The organism is Parasphingopyxis marina, assembly GCF_014237875.1.
GTDB classification, from domain to species: domain Bacteria; phylum Pseudomonadota; class Alphaproteobacteria; order Sphingomonadales; family Sphingomonadaceae; genus Parasphingopyxis; species Parasphingopyxis marina.
Window position 1 is genome coordinate 639,269 of record NZ_JACJVJ010000002.1, and the last position, 16,389, is coordinate 655,657.

Consider the following 16,389-nt stretch of genomic DNA (forward strand, 5'->3'; position numbering starts at 1 on the left):
AATCTCCTCCTTCTCCCGCGAGCGGGAGAAGGAATCATTGCCGCACCTCGATCAGCGGCACACGCGGGGCGTCCCCGGCCTGGAAGGTGGCGCGGCTGATCTCCAGCCGGTCTTCGGCAAAGCGGACCGGGACGTCGAACAGATAGCCGGCGCGTATCTCCACCGTGTCGGCGGGCGCGGCATCGAAGACGATATCGCCGGCATCGAAAGTCCAGCCGTCCGGCTGTTCGATATCGTCGAGCGCGACGCGGACGCTGCCGGATATGGGCCGGGTGATCGGTCGCAGCTGCTGGTCGGCGACTTCCCCATAGCGCTTCACAAGCGGAAAACGGGTTGAAACGCCGTCGCCGATACCGAGAAACTGGTCGCCGGGATGCGGCGTCCCGGTCATGCCGTTCGAACTGTGATCGAAGGGATCGCGAAAACGGAAAGCGCGGGCCGCCCCCCGGCGGGCCCGGAAGAAGGCGATCAGCACGCCGACATCCTCTTCGGAGCGGACGCCCGGCCCCGCGTCGTAGCGCATCCGCGCGTCGGACCAGTCCGCATTGCGATGCTCGGCGCCCGATGCGGTCGTCACGATCGCGGTCGAGAAACCCGGCTCCGCCATCGCCTCGCGGCCCAGCGCCAGTGGAAAAACTTCGTCGTCGAAAGCCTGCACGGCATCCTCCTCGGGGGAATCGAAATGGGTGAATCCGTCGCGCGCGGCCTGGGGCAGCGCCCAGAAGAAGGTTTCGGCGGCACCGCGCGCCCTGCCAGCCTCGGCGGCGGCATCGATGGCGCGCCACTGCGCGTCCTCCTCGGCGGTGAGCACGAACCCCGCGAAATAATGCTGGCGGCTCTGCGGATAACCGAGCCGCGCCGTCATCGCAGCAATACCGCGCGCCGTCGCGCCGCTATTGCCGCTCGTCACCCAGTCATAATCCTCGAGCTGCAGGACATCGAACGCCGGATCGGCCCAGCCCGGCGGCACATTGGCGCGCTTCGCCTCGGGCGCGGCCTCGTCGAGCACGGTCGGCAGATAGACGAGCAGGTGCATCTCCGCCGCCGGGTAATCGTCCTTCACCTCCGCCGCAATCGCCGCCGTCGAGGCGGCCAGGATGGTGCCCGCCTGGTCCAGCATCGAAACCTGTTCCGGCGTCATCGCGCCCTTGACCGTCGGGATCGAGACGAGATTCTCGCCGAACGCCGACTGCGCATCGGCATCGTAGAGGCAGATGCGATCCGTGCCGTCGAGCATGATCCACCACCAGGGCTCGCCGATCTGGATCTTCACCGGCTGCCCGGCCGCGGCAAGGATGTCCGCGAATTCGCGCGCGGCCCGGGCGATATAGGTGACGACGGCAGGGCGCGCGGGCGTCAGCAGGGTCGAGGGCGGATCCCACAAGGTCAGCGCCGGATCGCCATTTTCCGCGCGCTGCTTCCAGCTGTCATAAACGACGCTGTCGAGCGCCTCGTAGGAGATGGAGAAGATCAGCGCATAGCCGAGCGCCTTGGCCCGCACGGCAAAATCTTCGTGCCACGCGATGCAGGCGGCGTTGAGCTTCTCGTCCGAAAGCTGAAGCCGCACGTTGCTGCCGACCCAGCGAAGCCGGTAGTAATGGCTCATCCCGACATAATGGTTGATGAGGTCGCGATAGCCGAGATGGAGCGCGCTCCGCAGCAGCCGCGCCGGCGTCTGGTTATAGGCGTCGTCATAGCCGGTCGCGATGCGCAGGCCATGTTCGGGCAGCATCGTATCGCCGATCTTCAGGGTCGATGCCGGGCCGGTAGAGGCGATATCCTCGATCTCGACCCAGCCGGTGGCTTCCGAGGCGAATTGCGTGTCGGCGCCGGTATAGCCAGGCGGGATCAGCGAGATGAACAGCCGGTCGACATCCCCGGCCCAGACCGGATCGGCCTCGCCCGGCAGCAGGAAGCCGCCGTCGAGATCGTCGAAATCGAGCGTGATATCCGCGTCTTGGGTTGTGCCGCTCGCATAGTTCCAGAGCCGCACATACCAGGTGCGCGGGCTGCCACCCTCGTCGCGGCCTTCGATGGTCAAGGTCGGTCCGTCGACCGCGTCGAGCGGCATCACGCCGCCGGAGCGCCAATGGAAGGAGAGTCTGCAGCCGCGATAATCGCGCGCCGTTTCGTAGGCGAGCAGCGGATGATCCCATGCGTCGGCGCTGTCCCAGATCAGCCCGGCGAGATCGTCCGCCTTGTACCAGACCGCCTCGGCGCGCAGCGATTGCGGTCCGATAGTGACGACCGAGGCCATCATCGGCTGGGCGAAATTGACGGTCCAGAAGCGCGGATCGAACCGCTTGATATGGGCGAACTGCATCGCGTCGCCGGGCTGGGCGAGCCAATAGGGCATGGCCTTCGCTTTCCTTAGAAACTGCGTTCGAGCGCCCGGCGGACATCGCGGGCGATCTGACGGCCCGAACGGGCGAGCGCCTCGGGCTCCCGGCCTTCGGGCGCGTTGAGGGTGATCGAGACGCGGACGTCGCGGCCCGGCGCCGCGGACGGCGTTTCGATGCGTCCGCTCGCCGTCGGCACGAACAGTTCGGGCCCGCGCTCACCGACCCGGTAGGCGCGTCCGGGCGAAACCGGTCCGCCAGCCGCCCGTCCCGGCACGCCGAGAAAGGCCGAGGCGAGCTGTGTGCCTATCGCGAGCAACCCGCCCTGCAATCCGCCGCCGCCCTTGCCTCCGAAAGCGCTGTCGAGCCCGGTACGGATCGAGGCCCCGGCGATTTCGCTCAGGATCGCGAGCGCGGTGCGTTTCAGATCCTCGAAACCGAACTTGCCGGTGCGGACGGCACGCAGCAATGCGCTCTCGATCCTGCGCCCGGCAATATCGGCCGCGCCGCCGAGACCGTCGGTGAGCGTGCGCCGCATCTCCTCGACATCGCGGCGAAAGGCCCGGCTATCGGCGCGCACGGTTGCGAGCGGGATTTCGAAATCATCCATCGGGATATTGCTCCATCAGCCGGGCGAAATCGCCGGGCGCCAGCGGATCGCCTTCAGGCTCTTCCCCGCGCATTGCGGCAAAGATCGCCGCCAGTTCGGCCGGCGTCGCCGCCCAGAAATCGGCCGGTCGCCAGCAGAAAAGCATGGCGGACAGGCCGGCGAGCCGCCGCGCCGCGACCGCAAATGTATCGCTCACCGCCCTTGCAGGATCTGCGCGAGCAAGGTCTTCAGCGCGGGCATAGCCGCCGCGAACCCCTGCCCCGCCACCGCCTCGCCGAACCGTTCGCGGGTCAATGCCTCGGGCCGGTCGGCCAGGCAGTGCCAGAACAGCGTGACGATCTCGGCGAGCCTCAGCTGCCCCTCCGCCGCCCTTTCGACGAGCGCGAACAGCGGGCCGAGCTCCTCCTCGGCCGCGACCAGCGCGGCGAAACTCGGCCGCAGCAGGAGCGTTTCTCCAGCGGCGACAATCGCCGCCTCGCCGCGAACCGGATTGGCCGATGCACCGTCATTCATCGCATGCTTCCTTGTTTCTGTATTCCGCCGGGCATATCGCTCAGGCACCGAGGAGATCCCGATGACCAGTTCGCTTTCCCGCCGCACCCTGTTGTCCGCCCTGCCGATCGCCGGGATCGCCGGCGTCCATGCGCGCCTCGCCGCCCAGGCGGTGGACGCAGCGCCCGCCGCCGCGCCGGCCCGCGGCGCGGTCTATCGCGTCAACGACGAGACGGTGATCATCTCGGCCGCCCGTTCGATCGTCGACGAGGACACGGTCGGCGCGCTGATCACCGTCGACGAAGCCGGCCATCCGCGCAGCCGTTCGGTCGGCGTGTCCGCGCCCGATTATGACATGGCGATGTGGATCGCGACCCATCCCGATACCCGAAAAGTCGCCCAGCTCCGCGCCAATCAGCGCGCGACCCTCTATTTCAGCGACGATGCGCAATATTATTATGCAAGCTTCATGGGCCGCGCCACCGTCCATACCGACGAGGAAACGCTGCGCGCGAACATCTTCTACGAAGGTGCCGATCTCGACGAATTCTGGCCGGACTTCCCCGCCAACACGGCGATGATCCGCTTCGTGCCCGACTGGCTCGAAGTCGCGGGCCACGGGATCCCGGTGAGCCCCGACAATTGGCAACCCCAGGGCGTGGTGCTGAACGGCGAAGGCTAGAGGCCCGCCAGCGCCTTAGAGGCTCGCGACGGGGCCCGAGCTTTCCAGCGCCAGCGTGTAGTTGCGCTCGCCATTATAGTCGCCGGCATAGTCGAGCCGGGCGATCAGGAAGCTGCCCTGCATCCGCTCCCCGCTTTCGAAGCTGAGCTCGTAATCGTCGAGCGCGCCGGCCAGCGCATTGTTCTTGAGCCGCGTCTCGGCGGCGGACCCGGTAAAGATGCCCGCCCCGGTCACCGAGACCGAGCGCACGCCCGCGCCCGAAAGCAATTCGCGCCAGCCCCCGCTATCCTTGTTGGTGACGACCACCGGCTCGCCGTTGATCGAGAGCTGCGTCGTGCGCATCCCCGCGACCGTGCTGTATGTGGGCGGTCCACCGCCATCGCCGACCTTGAGCAAGAAGGCCGAACCTTTTTCCGCTGCCATGATGTTTCTCCTTGAAAAGTCACGCGGCGAGCATCCGCGCCCGCCATTCGATCGAGGCCGTCCACGGCCCCTCGGTCCTGAGGATACGGCTGCGTTGGAGCGCGAGGCTGACGATGCGCCAGCCCTCGATATCGCGGGGCATCGCGGCGACCGCCGCCTCGGCCTCTTCGGCGAGGCTTCCCAGCCGCTCGGCCCGCTCCGCCTCCTCGCGCACCAGCACGGCGAAGCGGATCTCGCGGCCCGCCTCGGTCTTGGTGCTCCAGTCGATCGAGGCGATCTCGCCGAGCAGCACAAAGGGCGGCGTCGCCCGGCCCGGCGGCGTCAGGTAGATACCGTTCACCTGGCCCCGCAGCGGCGCATGATCCTGCAGCGCGACGAGCACCGCTGCGGCGAGCGCGATCCCGGCGCTCATCGCAACACCATCCGGCGCCACGGCCGCCACAAGGCCGCGATGGCGGCGGGCGGGCCCTGCTCGCCCGGATCGTCGCGATGGGCGAAGAGATGCGCGACGAGGCGGATGATGCCCTGGCGCAAAGGCTCGGGCACCGCGTTCCAGTCCGGCCCCATGCCGGCGCTGTAGGTCACGGTCACGCGCCGCGCGGTGCCCGGCGATGTCACCCGCACCCAGCCATCGCCATTGCCGTCGATATCGATGGCATAGGCTTCGACCGGCAGCGCGAAGGACGCGCCCTCCTCGGAAACGCCGGACGCCGCCGTGATCGCCGAGACCGGCGTCAGACTCAGCCGCCGCCATTCGCTCGACACGGGGATCGTCTCCTCCGCCTCGCGCGTCAGCAGCGCCTGGCCGACGAACCGTTCGCAGACCTGCGTCGCCGAGCGGATCAGCCCGGCGAGCAGCGCGTCGTCCTCGTCCTGCGCGATCCGCAGATAGGCCTTGGTTTCGTCCAACGCGACCGGGGCGAGCGCGGGGATCGCTTCCACCGCGCGCATCACCTCTCCTCCACGCGGATCACGACCGAGCCATCGTCGCTGCGGCCATCCGAAAGGGCGATCTGGCACCGCGCGCGATAAACCTGTCCGGGCACGCCGCCGGAAAATTGCGCGCCGGTTTCGCCGCCATCGATGAAAGGCGCGGCGGCGGCGATGCCGCCCGGCTCGTCGGGTTCGACGGTCCAGTCGGCGGACGCGATCGCCGCGCCGTCGAGCACCGTCACCGGCCAGGCGATGGTGTAGCTGAGGACCGCGTCGGGGTCCTTGAATATGGGGGTCATGATGGGCTCCCGCGAAGGGATGAAAAGGAAAGCGCCGCGCCCCGAGGAAGGGGGACAACGGGGCGCGGCGCGGGCGGGAAAGCCAAGGCTCTCCCGCCGTCCCCGTCATCCTGACGAAGGTCAGGATCCATTGGCGCAGCCCATGCGATCGGATCGCCACGGATCGGCCAATGGATGCTGAATCAAGTTCAGCATGACGGAAGTCGGGAAGGATCAGCTCGCCCCGAATTTCAGCAGCTTGATCGCTTCGGAGTTCGACACCTGCCCGCCGACGCGTTTCGTCGCGTAGAAATGGACGAACGGCTTGTTCGAAAACGGATCGCGCAGGATCGCCGTTTCGGCCCGCTCGGCGATCAGATAGCCGGCGCGGAAATTGCCGAAGGCGATGGCGTACTCGTCCGAAGCGATGTCCGGCATGTCGTCGGCCTCGACGATCGGATAGCCGAGCAGCGTATCGGGCTGGCCCGCAACCAGCCCCGGCTGCCAGAGAAACGCGCCGTCGCTCGTCTTGAACTTGCGGATCGCCGAGAGGGTCGCCGAGTTCATCACGAAATGCGCGCCCTGCCGATAGGGCGAACGCAGCGCCTGGACGAGATCGATCAGCGCGTTTTCCGGCTCCGAACCGGCAAAGGCGCCGTCGGCCCCGGTCGCGATATATTGCAGCGACCCGAAGGCGCGGACATCGTCGGCCTCGTCCGTGATCGTTCCGCTAAGCAAACCCTCGGGCCGGTTGGTGCCGTTGCCGGACACGAAGGCCGCGCCTTCCGCCCGGGCGAATTCGGTCGCGATCTCGCCGGCGAGCCAGGCTTCGACGTCGAACGCCGCATCGTCGAGCATCGCCTGGCTGGCCGCCGGATTGGCATAGAGATCGCCCATCGGCGGCGCGATCTCGGCGAAATCGGGTGTATCGGTTTCGGGCCGCGCGGCATCCTCGGCGACCCAGCCCGAGGGCGTGCCGCCGGTCGTCACCAGCTTGCGATAGCCGGCGCTGCCGACCTTCACGACATTGGCGATCGCGCGGATCGGCGAGATCGACACAAGCGTCTTGTCGATCACCGCGTCGATTTCCTGCGGCACCGCATAACCCCCCGCCGGGCCGGACGTGCCTTCGAAGGCCTTGCGCTCCAGCCCCGTTTCGAGGCCGCGGCGCAGATAGCGGCGCGCGAAATCGCCCTCGCCCTGCGGCATGGATTTCGTGCCTTCCAGCGCGGGACGCGCGGCGGCCACCGTATGCGCATCCATCCAGCGCTTCATCGCGGCCATATGTTCGGCCAGCGCCTCGGCGGCGGTCGGCTCGGCTTCGTCCTCGGCGACCTCCTCGTGCGGCGCTTCCTCCATCGCCGCGAAGCTCGCCGCGAGCGGATCCATCTTGGTTTCGATATCCATCAGTTTCTCCATCGGTTGGGGGCACAAAAAAACCCCCGGGCCGGACGGCACGGAGGCGAAGGACCGGCGGGGATGCCGGTGTTGACGCGAAAGCCAGGCCTACCTAGCGAGGGTCACGCATCGCATTGAAAACAATCAGAGGATCAGTCTGCCCATGCTGCCTATCATTACTCGTTCTGGTACTCTCGCTGCGCTTTCCGTCACCCTCTTCGCCTGTTCGGGCGAAACCGATGCCGCCAGCGCGGACGGCGACAATGTCGAGGCCGTCGCCGTGTCGGACGATGCGCCCGACAGCGCCACCGAACCGCAGGCCGCCGACTGGACCGGCATCGAGGATCCCGGAACCCACGCCGCCATCGACGCGCGGCTCGCTGACTTCGCCAACGAATATGGCCCGTTCGGTCTAGTCGTGGTCGAGGCCCTCGAAGGCGACGACCACTGGACGGCTGCCGGCAAAGCGTCGTTCGATCTCGGCATGCCGGCGATCGTCGTTTCCACCAGCCAGCATGAAATCCATTTCGCCGGCGACGAGGGCCTCGCCTATTTCGAGGACTTCCGCGCCGAGCTCGCCGAGGAAACCGCCGCCTATTTCGATCGCGGCGAATTCGTCGAAGGCGTCGACCACGCGCTGGGCCGGATCGCCAACTTCGAAGGCTAGCGCCGGGCACGCCGGAAGCGCTTTCCTTGGCCGTCAAATGGCCCTAAACGCACCGCCATGACCGAACCTACCGAACAGAAAGCGGCTGACACTCCGCCGGACCGCCTCTCCAACAATCCGACGAGCGACTTTTACGAGCCCGCGGTGCTGGAGCGCGGCATAGGCATCCGTTTCAAGGGCCGCGAGCGCCGCGACGTCGAGGAATATTGCCTCTCAGAAGGCTGGATCCGCGTCCAGGCCGGCAAGACCCGAGACCGCCACGGCAACCCGCTGACGATCAAGCTCTCGGGCGAAGTCGAGGCGTGGTATGAGGATGCGGGCGAGGGCTAAGCCGCGTTATCGGACGAGCTAGAAACGGCCCGCCAGCGAAAGCCGTGCATGACGAGATAAAAAGTAATCGCGGCCAGAAACCCGCCACCAAGAAAGAGGCTGTGAATTTCGGTATCGAATTCGAAGATTCGGCTCGGTCCGCCCAGTATCAACATCGATAACTTGCCTCCTAGAAGGCCGGCCAGCGCGGCACTCACGGCGCTAACTCCGATTGTCGCGCGTGCTAAAACGTACAGCGGCAGCCCGATAATGAGAATAAATACGAAGGCAAACACAAATCCCAGAAGAAAGATAAGCGGAGCGGGCTGATTTCCGGTGTAAATGACGCCAACGACAGCGGCCGCAGCAGCGGTGGCGGCGAGAAGCCGCGTTCCAGAAAGTGCCTCTTGCGATTGGCTCATATTATATATTAGTCGCCGTTGGGGTCAGTTCTCAATCCATCACCTCAAAGTTCATAGTGAGCGATTGCAACTCGACGGCAACTTTACATTCTACATGTCTCGTCCCACCCTCCCCTTCATTTTTGCAGGAGGGGGCGAAAAATGATCCGGATACTGAAATCCTTGCTGATAATGTTCGTCGGCCTGCAGGCCCTGTTCTACGGGCTCCAGAATATCGCCAATCTCGAAATCGCCCAGGCCTTTGTCGGCGGCACGCTCAGCCTTACCGGGCATGAATCCTATCCCGAAACCATGTTCTTCGCGATCACGAGCCCGGCGCTCCACGCGGTCATCCTGTGGTTCATCATCGCCTGCGAACTCGCCATCGGCCTGCTCGGCATCAAGGGCGGCTGGGACCTGTTCGCCGCGCGCAACGCGAACCCTGCGGCATTCCAGGCCGCCAAGCGCTACGGTATTGCGAGCGCGGGCCTGGCCCTGTTCCTCTGGTTCGGCCTGTTCATGGGCGTCGGCGGCGCCTTCTTCCAGATGTGGCAGACCCCCGCCGGGATCGCCGCCCTCCAAGGCGCGTTCATGTACGCCATGTCGTCGGCCATCGTCCTCCTGTTCGTCTGCCATACGCCGGACGATTGATCAGACGACCGCATGCACCCGCGCCAGCGGCTGCATCGGGACGGCGACGAGGCTGACTTCGACGAGATCGAGGTCGATAAGCTCGCGCAGTTCGCCCTGCCGGCCCTCACGCACGCGATAGCCGAAGGAGAGCCCGCCGAGCGCGCCCTGCCCCAGCCTCTCCGCCAGCACCGGATCGCCGATCTCGGCGACGACCCGCAGGCCGCGGCTGTCTTCCTCAAGGCTTTCGATCCGGCCGATCACATGGCCGCGCTCATGCTGCCAGAGCAGCGGCACATCCGCCCCCTGCCCCAGCGCGCGGCGGAAAGCGCCCTTGCGGATCACATCGCCGCCGCGATCGGGGCGATCGAAGATGGCGGCATAGCCCGCAAAGCGCACCCCGCTCATCGCCCGACGCCGTCCATAAGGCCGAAGCGTATGGCGAAGCCGAACAGCATCAGCGCGATCACCGCTTTTGCGAGCCAGCCAAGCGCGGACCGGATCGCCCCGCGCCGCGCGATCCGCCAGGCGGAGAGCAGTTCGCGCAGCTCGCCGATATCCTTGGCGGCGCGCGGATCGGACAGGCCGAGCTTGTGCATCGCCCGCGCCGCGCCGATCTCGCTCGCCTCCTCGATAACCGCGCGGATCGTCACGAGATCGCCGCCGCGATCGGCAAGCTGGGCGACGAGGCGCGTGAGCATTTCGGTATCGTCGGTCATGGCGCGATTCCCAGCATTTGCCGCTTCTCCTCGGGGCTGAGGAAATCCGCCGCGCTGACCTGTTTCCAGAGCCGCTCGCGATCCTCGGACAGCGCGGGCACCCGGTCGAGATCGACCGCCAGCCGCGCCTCGGGCCACCAGGCGGAGAGCCCCTGCGCGATGCCCGAGAGGATCTTCGTCATCAACGGCAGCACGCCGAGCCGCCACAGCGCGCGGTTGGCCTCGCGATAATTGGCGTAGGTGTTGTCGCCGGGCAGGCCGAGCAGCATCGGCGGCGCGCCGAAGGCGAGCGCGATCTCGCGCGCCGCCGCAGCCTTCAGCCCGACGAAATCCATGTCGGCGGGCGACAGGCTCATCGCCTGCCATTTGAGCCCGCCCTCCAGCAGCATCGGGCGGCCGGCATTGGCGGCGCCCTGGAAGCCCGCCTCCATCTCCTCCTTCAGCCGCGCGAATTGTTCGGGCGAGAGCGCAGCGCCCGGATCGCCGGGATCGTAGACCAGCGCGCCGCTGGGCCTTGCGGCATTGTCGAGCAGCGCCTTGTTCCAGCGGGTCGCGGCGTTGTGGATCGCCACCGCGCCCGCCGCCGCGCCCAAGGCACCGAGCCCGTAATGGTCGTCGAGCGGGTGCATGGCGCGGATATGCACGAGCCCCGGGCGCCCCAGCCCGTCCTTCGCCGCGAGCCGCTCCACGCTCTCACCGACGCGGTAGAGAAAGGCGGCAGGCCAGCCCTGCGCGTCGGGCTCCACCGTCACCCGTTCGGGGCGCAGCGCGTAGAGCTCGGCGGGCTCCCCGTCCGCATCGCAGAGCAGGCGCAGGAACGCATTGCCGTGAAGCAGCAGATGGATCGCCGCGGTCTCGACCAGCGATTGCCCGGCGGAAGTGGCGGAGGCCAGGGCGACCTCCCGCGCGCCGCCGTCCAGCGGCGCGCCGCCGGCGCTTTCGCCGACCAGCCGCACCGCGCGCTGGGCCACCGCATTCTCGCAATAGGCCGCGCGCACCTGCGCCTCGTAACCGCGCGGCCAATCGCCCAAGGTCAACGCACCCCAGGGCGCGCGCAACAACGCCGGACGCGCCGAAGCGCCCCCGGACTTGCGTCCGAAGAGTTTCATATTATGGGCTTTCCTTGTTGTTGCGTTTCACGATCCGGGGCGACCGTTCATGTTCAAATCCGTTGCCGCCTTGGCGGCCTGCACACTCTCCGTGGCCGCCTTGGCCCAAGAGGAGCAACCGCTCGTTCCATTCGACAATGGCTGGGTCTTCGGCGAAGCCGGCAACAATTGCATCGCACGCTATCAGCGCGACGACGGCAGCTATGCGATGATGGCCCTCACCAAATGGGACGACCTTTCCGACAGCCTGCTCTATTGGCGACCCGGCCTCCAACCGATCGCCGACCCCGAACCGGGCGAGGAGGCCGGCGCCGACGCGATCGACGCCTGGGAAGAACAGGCATCAAGCGGCTGGGGCGTGGGGCTGGAAATCGATCTTGTTCCCTACCACATCGGCACCTTGATTTCCGATAGCCGGGATCCGGCCGAACCCGATCGGCCGATCTGGCGCATCGGCTTGCTCCAGCAGGAATTTCTCGACGCCCTCGAAACCGGAACGACGCTGACTGTCGCGCGCAATGGGGAAGTGGTCGACGCATTTCCGGTAGCGGGCAGCGCGGACCTTGCCGCCATGCTCCGCCAGTGCGTGGCGATGGATCCCTCCTTCTAACCGGTTAAATCCCCCGCACCCGCGGCCTGCCCTCGGCGCCCAGCATGAGTTCCGTCAACGCCCAGACCAGCGCGTCGGCGCGGTCGGGGCTTCTCCCCGGCCCTTCATAGCCGCCCGCGATCGTCATTCCCGCCATCTCGTCTTCCAGCGCCGGGAAGGCCCCGGCATGGCTCACCGCGCCCGTCTCGTAGAGCGCGGCGACCGGCTCGGCGCGCGCGCTCTTGCCGCGCGTCGCATGGACGAGCCGCAGCGGCAGCCGCTTCTTCACCGCGCGCAGCACGCTTTCGACCATCGCCCCGCCCTGGTTCGCCTCGGCGATCACCCGGTCGGCCTGCCAGCGTTCCGCCGCCCGCGCCGCCGCCATCGCCCAGCCTTCGGGGCGCAGGCCCTCCACACTCGCATCGGCCAGCACATAGCCGCGCTCGTCCGCGCCCAGCCCGGCAACCACGATCCCGCACGCGTCCGAGCGTCTCGATCCTTGTTCGGCGCCCGCCCCGGCCGGCGGATCGATGCCGATCACGACGCGCTTCATCTCGGGCGCCTCCCCCGCGCGGCACGCCTCGATCAGCGTGCGCGGCCACAGGCTGCCCTCGACATCCTCGATCAGTTCGCCGTCCAGCTCCTGCCGGCCCAGCCTCGTGCCGCCATAGGCGCGCGTCATCGCGGCGACGAAGCCGTCGCCAAGATGGCCGCGATTATCCGCGGTCCGCCCCCTCGTCACCGCCACCTGGCGATCGGCGAGCAGCCGCCGCACCAGCGGCACCGGCCTCGGCGTCGTCGTCGCCATCACCCGCGGATAATCGCCCAGCCGCATGCCCAGCATCAGATTGTCCCAGGCCGCCACGCCCTCTTTCCATTTGGCGATCTCGTCGGCCCAGGCGAGATGGTGGGCGGCGCCGCGCAGGCTTTCCGGCTCGGCCGCCGAATAGAGCATGGCGATCGTGCCGTTGGTCCATTTGAGCCGCGCGAGCGAAGGTTCGAACTTCGGCCGTTCCTGCCCGTCGCTGACGGCAAGAAGCCCGCTTTCGCCCTCCACCATGATCGCGCGCGCGTCCTGCATCGTCGCGCCGACAAGCGCGATGCGGCAGGCGCCATGCCGGCTTGCGAAGCCGCGCACCCATTCGGCCCCGGCCCGCGTCTTGCCATAGCCGCGCCCGGCCAGCAGCAGCCACACCCGCCAGGCGCCAGGGGGAACGCGCTGGTTGCCGCGCGACCACATATCCCAATAGCGCAGGAATTGGGCGCGCTGCAGTGGATCGAGATCCGAGAGGAGCTCCATGCGATGCGGGAGATCCAGCCGGGCCAGCTGTTCCGCGATGGACGGGTCATCCATCGCTCGCGCCGCTTTCCTCCTCCCTCTTCAGCCGCCGATGCATTTCGTCGAGGCGGCGCTTCAACTCCTCAAAGGCTTCTTCCGGGTCGCAGGCCCGCCCGTCCCCGTCGCGGTGGCGCAACGCCGTTTCTCGATGCGCCTGCAGCAGTCGCAGGCCGGCAGCGTCGCTATAATGGGTCATCGTCGCGACTTCCTTGTCGCCGCGCACGATCGGCTTTTGCGTACCGTTGATCGCCCGGTCGAGCATCACGAGTTCGAGCCGTTCATAGGCGATCGCGATCGCCTCGTCCCATGCCTGGCGGAACGCCGGGTCGCGCTTGCGAAGATCGCGCGCCGTTTTCGCGGTCTTGCCCGCTTCGGCCGCCGCCGCCGTGATGTTGCAGGTCGCCGCCAGCGTTTCGAGGAATATCTCCCGGCGCTTTTCGGTCCAGCCGTCGTGCCGCACCGCGCGAAGCTGCGCCCGGCCCGGCGCGTCGCCCGTATGGTTGCGCGCCAGCCGTGTTGCCGCCTGTGTTCTGGCCATATACTCTCGCCCGAAAACCTCTGTGCAAAGCAAAGGGCCGGAAGCGCCTTTCCAGCGCCCGGCCCCGACTCACATTTCTCGATGTTCGCTTTTTGTACCCAAACAGCGTGACGCTGTCAAGATATTTTTACCGATTTGGTTATATTATCCGGCTCGAGCGAGCCCATGGGCGGCGATCCGCGCGGATTTTGTCGGCGATTTCCTGCCCTCCGGGGCGCCCTGGCCCGTGATCGGCAGCGCGACCGTCCGGTCCCGCCCGCCCTGCTTCGCCAGGTACAATGCCTCGTCCGCCCTGCGCATCGCATCCTCGAGGCCCCGCCGATCCCCGACCGGGCATACGCCGATGCTCGCCGAAACCGGCCAGCCTATCTCGGCGATCCGTACCTTCGCGGCCTCGGCGATCCGCGCGCGCACCGCATCGGCATCGGCCACCGGGTCCGCGCCGTAGAGCAGCAGCGCAAATTCCTCGCCGCCCACGCGCGCGGCGAACATATCGTCATGAAGAAGCGCGGACGCCGCGGCTTTCAGCACGCGATCGCCGATCGCATGGCCATGGCTGTCGTTGATGCGCTTGAAATGATCGAGATCGACAACCGCCACGGCGGCCGGGAGCGGCGCTTCGGCGTCGCGCAGCCGCGCATGGAGCCCGCGGCGATTGGGCAGGCCGGTCAGCGAATCCGTCGCCGCGATCTGGGCGAACAGGGCTTCGCGGGCGATCGCCTCGTCGCGTTCGCCCCGCAGCCCCATGAACCGGTCGGCGACGCCGATCGCGCTCACCACCACCTCGATGGCGAGCCCGACCAGGATCGCATAATGCCAGAGCGGCCATTCGGCGTTGAAGGCGAGTTCATGGCCGACCGCGACAAGGCTGACGACAATGATCACCGACCAGGCCGCCGATTGGAACCGCGCCGCGCGGCTGCCCCGCCGCAGCGCCTGGACGCTGCCGGCGATGAACAGCGCGATCAGCCCCAGGAAGACCAAATGGCGGATCGCGTTGGGCACCGCCTGGTCGGGCGCGAGAACGGGGATGAAGGTGACCGCGAGGATGAGCGCGGGCGACCAGAGCAGCGCCCGCCTGAGCCGCGGCCCCAGCTTCCCTTCCTCGACATAGGCGACAAGGAACGGGCCGGTCATCGCGATACCGATATCGAGCGCGAACAGCTTGATCTGGTTGCGCAGCGCGGGATCGGCGAGCCAGGCCCCGAGAAAGATCTCGGTGCCGACCAGCGCCATCACCGCCATCGCGATCAGCCGGGCGCTGTGCCAGACGAGGAACCGCTCGCGCATCGCCGCATACAGCCCGGCATTGTAAATGACGGGCAGCAGCACGAAGCCGAGGAACATCCCCAAAAATACCGTCGACCAGTCCACGCGACCCCATCCCGAAAAGCTGATTCAGATAGCCGAAACTCAAACCCCGCCGGATGAATAGGGCAAAAAGCCTTCAAAAAGGTTGTGGGGCATAACAAGGGGGGGCCTCAGCAGCGGTAACGCCGCTGCAAGTCTAGGGAACAATAGACATCAGCTGTGATGGAAATGGTTCCTGAAACGCTTCGGCCGCGTCCCCTTCCAGCCATCGGTCGTAATCCTCGGGTTGGAGGATCACCGGCATCGCTTTGGGATGAATCGGCTTGACCAGCGGATTCGGATCGCAAGTCAGAAAGGCATAGGCCGGGCCTTCTTCGGTTTCCCGCCAGATCCCGGCAAAGGCGGACACGTCCGCGTCCGAGATGGTGAACCAGACTTCTTCCCGGCCAGCATTGGGTTTCGGTTCAGCAAATTGCGTGAACGGCACAAGGCACCGGTTTTCGGGTCGTTCCAACATCGAGCGCCAGAAATTGCTCTTCAGGTTGCGGACGTTCGTTATGCGTTTCGTCACGGTCGTTCCGGGCCGCTTGCCCTTCATCGTGAGCGGCACGCCCCATTGGAGCGCCTCAAGCCGCCTCTCTCCGTCTGTTATCCGGGCGATAACGCCCTTGCGCTTTGGCCAGACATCGGTGGGCGGCGCTTCATCGAAATGGCTGACATATTCTTTCCACGCTTCGATCGTCGCCAGCGCTTCGGGTAAATTGTGATAGTGGTTGCACATTAGGTTCTCGAAAATTGAAGCGGGACGCAGAACCCGCGATTAAACGGGGCGCACCTCTTATTGTTAATGGGCGAATGCGGCATCAAAAGCGTATTTGGCACACGCTTCAGAACCGCGTCTTCTTTCTTTTGGTTAGGATCAGTCATGGCTAAGAACTCCGGCGCCACTGCAAGTGAACCTTGTTGGTATCCCAACCGAACAAGAGAAGGCGAAGGCAACAAAGCGCATAGGGATCTGGCATGGATGGTCGGGGAAATCGTTCTTGCATGGAACGCAGCACACACCACGCTCTATTTGATTTTTTCCGATCTGTTCACAAATCAAGAGGAAGACAAGGCTCGCGCAATCTGGTCCCTGCTTTACAGCGATAGAGCTCAACGCGAATTGCTTGAAGTCACGGCGACCGCAAAGCTCAGGGACAAAAAGCAGCTTCTGAAGGCCGTTCTCTGGTGCACCCAAGCACTGCAAAAATTGTCCAGTTACCGGAACGATGCGGCCCATGTCGGAATGCACGCTGACCCGAAGTTTGGGGTCCAACACAGGCAATTTGGAGCGAGACTCCCAGCGATAGAGCGTCTGGAAAATAATCCCGTCCCAAAATACTGGAAGTCGCTACGCGGCGATCTCCACGCCATAGAAAGCTATGCGATCAGCATAGACACGGCACTCTTACTTGATCGGCCACACCCATTCTGCCGAAAACCTCGCTTACAACTTCTCCCACCGCAGAAACGGCGTACCCGCCGAAAAGCTCATCCTCAAAAAAAAGGCAAGTAGCCTCCGCCTCGATCATCTCAGACGTTACCTCAGTCTCTGCTTTTTAAATGCGCGGCTGCCCCCC

At 66.2% G+C, this 16,389-nt stretch carries 23 protein-coding genes; 6 read left to right on the forward strand and 17 right to left on the reverse strand.

What is annotated here, in order from left to right; translation table 11 throughout:
• Positions 1-34 precede the first annotated feature (34 nt).
• The 4 genes from H6P80_RS11835 to H6P80_RS11850 are packed head-to-tail and all read right to left on the reverse strand — an operon-like array spanning position 35 to position 3,462.
• Positions 35-2,356, reverse strand: coding sequence for a DUF2460 domain-containing protein (locus H6P80_RS11835; protein ID WP_185801575.1), 2,322 nt, complete (start codon positions 2,354-2,356; stop codon positions 35-37).
• Positions 2,357-2,370: 14 nt separating this feature from the next.
• Entirely contained in the window at positions 2,371-2,949 is a 579-nt protein-coding gene (locus H6P80_RS11840; protein ID WP_185801576.1) for a tail tape measure protein, read from the reverse strand.
• Positions 2,942-3,145: a phage tail assembly chaperone gene (locus H6P80_RS11845; protein ID WP_328805000.1), complete on the reverse strand. Its 204-nt coding sequence runs from the start codon at positions 3,143-3,145 to the stop codon at positions 2,942-2,944. Before H6P80_RS11845 ends, H6P80_RS11840 begins: the two co-directional genes overlap by 8 nt.
• Positions 3,142-3,462, reverse strand: a complete 321-nt coding sequence (locus H6P80_RS11850) for a gene transfer agent family protein (protein WP_185801577.1) — start codon at positions 3,460-3,462, stop codon at positions 3,142-3,144. Before H6P80_RS11850 ends, H6P80_RS11845 begins: the two co-directional genes overlap by 4 nt.
• A 61-nt stretch (positions 3,463-3,523) precedes the next feature.
• On the opposite strand from H6P80_RS11850, the gene H6P80_RS11855 reads away from it, so the two are divergent.
• Positions 3,524-4,123, forward strand: a complete 600-nt coding sequence (locus tag H6P80_RS11855) for a pyridoxamine 5'-phosphate oxidase family protein (RefSeq protein ID WP_185801578.1) — start codon at positions 3,524-3,526, stop codon at positions 4,121-4,123.
• A gap of 15 nt (positions 4,124-4,138) precedes the next feature.
• Here H6P80_RS11855 and H6P80_RS11860 read toward each other — a convergent pair whose 3' ends face one another.
• From H6P80_RS11860 to H6P80_RS11880, 5 genes are all read right to left on the reverse strand, one after another.
• Positions 4,139-4,546 (reverse strand): phage tail tube protein, encoded by a 408-nt coding sequence (locus tag H6P80_RS11860; RefSeq protein ID WP_185801579.1) that lies wholly within the window; start codon positions 4,544-4,546, stop codon positions 4,139-4,141.
• Positions 4,547-4,565: 19 nt separating this feature from the next.
• The gene (gp17, locus tag H6P80_RS11865) at positions 4,566-4,958 is read right to left on the reverse strand and encodes a tail completion protein gp17 (protein WP_185801580.1); all 393 of its coding nucleotides are present in this window, start codon (positions 4,956-4,958) and stop codon (positions 4,566-4,568) included.
• Positions 4,955-5,497, reverse strand: coding sequence for a head-tail connector protein (locus H6P80_RS11870; RefSeq protein ID WP_185801581.1), 543 nt, complete (start codon positions 5,495-5,497; stop codon positions 4,955-4,957). The genes gp17 and H6P80_RS11870 overlap by 4 nt, the downstream gene beginning before the upstream one ends.
• On the reverse strand, positions 5,497-5,778 hold the full coding sequence (locus H6P80_RS11875; RefSeq protein ID WP_185801582.1) for a phage fiber-tail adaptor protein: 282 nt from the start codon (positions 5,776-5,778) through the stop codon (positions 5,497-5,499). The genes H6P80_RS11870 and H6P80_RS11875 overlap by 1 nt, the downstream gene beginning before the upstream one ends.
• Before the next feature lie 213 nt (positions 5,779-5,991).
• Positions 5,992-7,164 (reverse strand): phage major capsid protein, encoded by a 1,173-nt coding sequence (locus H6P80_RS11880; protein ID WP_235973875.1) that lies wholly within the window; start codon positions 7,162-7,164, stop codon positions 5,992-5,994.
• Between the two features lie 154 nt (positions 7,165-7,318).
• Between H6P80_RS11880 and H6P80_RS11885 the strand changes: the two genes are divergently transcribed.
• Both H6P80_RS11885 and H6P80_RS11890 read left to right on the forward strand, forming a co-directional pair.
• Positions 7,319-7,822 (forward strand): hypothetical protein, encoded by a 504-nt coding sequence (locus H6P80_RS11885; protein WP_185801583.1) that lies wholly within the window; start codon positions 7,319-7,321, stop codon positions 7,820-7,822.
• 57 nt (positions 7,823-7,879) lie between these two features.
• A complete protein-coding gene (locus tag H6P80_RS11890) occupies positions 7,880-8,152 on the forward strand; it encodes a DUF3297 family protein (RefSeq protein ID WP_185801584.1) in 273 nt (90 codons plus the stop codon).
• Here the strand turns inward: H6P80_RS11890 and H6P80_RS11895 are convergent.
• A complete protein-coding gene (locus tag H6P80_RS11895) occupies positions 8,149-8,553 on the reverse strand; it encodes a hypothetical protein (protein ID WP_185801585.1) in 405 nt (134 codons plus the stop codon). The genes H6P80_RS11890 and H6P80_RS11895 overlap by 4 nt on opposite strands.
• Before the next feature lie 141 nt (positions 8,554-8,694).
• Here H6P80_RS11895 and H6P80_RS11900 point away from each other — a divergent pair, with 141 nt between their 5' ends.
• Positions 8,695-9,183, forward strand: coding sequence for a DUF2165 domain-containing protein (locus H6P80_RS11900; protein ID WP_185801586.1), 489 nt, complete (start codon positions 8,695-8,697; stop codon positions 9,181-9,183).
• On the opposite strand, the gene H6P80_RS11905 is transcribed toward H6P80_RS11900, so the two are convergent.
• From H6P80_RS11905 to H6P80_RS11915, 3 genes are read right to left on the reverse strand one after another with little or no spacing between them, the layout of a single operon-like run.
• A complete protein-coding gene (locus tag H6P80_RS11905) occupies positions 9,184-9,570 on the reverse strand; it encodes an HK97 family phage prohead protease (RefSeq protein WP_185801587.1) in 387 nt (128 codons plus the stop codon).
• On the reverse strand, positions 9,567-9,881 hold the full coding sequence (locus H6P80_RS11910) for a DUF6127 family protein (RefSeq protein WP_185801588.1): 315 nt from the start codon (positions 9,879-9,881) through the stop codon (positions 9,567-9,569). Before H6P80_RS11910 ends, H6P80_RS11905 begins: the two co-directional genes overlap by 4 nt.
• Entirely contained in the window at positions 9,878-10,990 is a 1,113-nt protein-coding gene (locus tag H6P80_RS11915; protein ID WP_185801589.1) for a phage portal protein, read from the reverse strand. The genes H6P80_RS11910 and H6P80_RS11915 overlap by 4 nt, the downstream gene beginning before the upstream one ends.
• Positions 10,991-11,039: 49 nt before the next feature.
• Between H6P80_RS11915 and H6P80_RS11920 the strand changes: the two genes are divergently transcribed.
• A complete protein-coding gene (locus H6P80_RS11920) occupies positions 11,040-11,600 on the forward strand; it encodes a hypothetical protein (protein WP_185801590.1) in 561 nt (186 codons plus the stop codon).
• Between the two features lie 4 nt (positions 11,601-11,604).
• Here H6P80_RS11920 and H6P80_RS11925 read toward each other — a convergent pair whose 3' ends face one another.
• The 4 genes from H6P80_RS11925 to H6P80_RS11940 all read right to left on the reverse strand — a co-directional run bounded on the left by H6P80_RS11925 (position 11,605) and on the right by H6P80_RS11940 (position 15,548).
• Positions 11,605-12,933, reverse strand: a complete 1,329-nt coding sequence (locus tag H6P80_RS11925) for a DNA-packaging protein (RefSeq protein ID WP_185801591.1) — start codon at positions 12,931-12,933, stop codon at positions 11,605-11,607.
• Entirely contained in the window at positions 12,926-13,456 is a 531-nt protein-coding gene (locus H6P80_RS11930; RefSeq protein WP_185801592.1) for a hypothetical protein, read from the reverse strand. The genes H6P80_RS11925 and H6P80_RS11930 overlap by 8 nt, the downstream gene beginning before the upstream one ends.
• Before the next feature lie 144 nt (positions 13,457-13,600).
• Complete coding sequence (locus tag H6P80_RS11935; protein ID WP_185801593.1) at positions 13,601-14,830, reverse strand: GGDEF domain-containing protein; 1,230 nt, start codon at positions 14,828-14,830, stop codon at positions 13,601-13,603.
• A 133-nt stretch (positions 14,831-14,963) separates the two neighbouring features.
• A complete protein-coding gene (locus H6P80_RS11940; protein ID WP_185801594.1) occupies positions 14,964-15,548 on the reverse strand; it encodes an SOS response-associated peptidase family protein in 585 nt (194 codons plus the stop codon).
• Positions 15,549-15,692: 144 nt separating this feature from the next.
• Between H6P80_RS11940 and H6P80_RS11945 the strand changes: the two genes are divergently transcribed.
• A complete protein-coding gene (locus tag H6P80_RS11945) occupies positions 15,693-16,325 on the forward strand; it encodes a hypothetical protein (RefSeq protein WP_185801595.1) in 633 nt (210 codons plus the stop codon).
• The last annotated feature ends 64 nt before the right edge of the window (positions 16,326-16,389 follow it).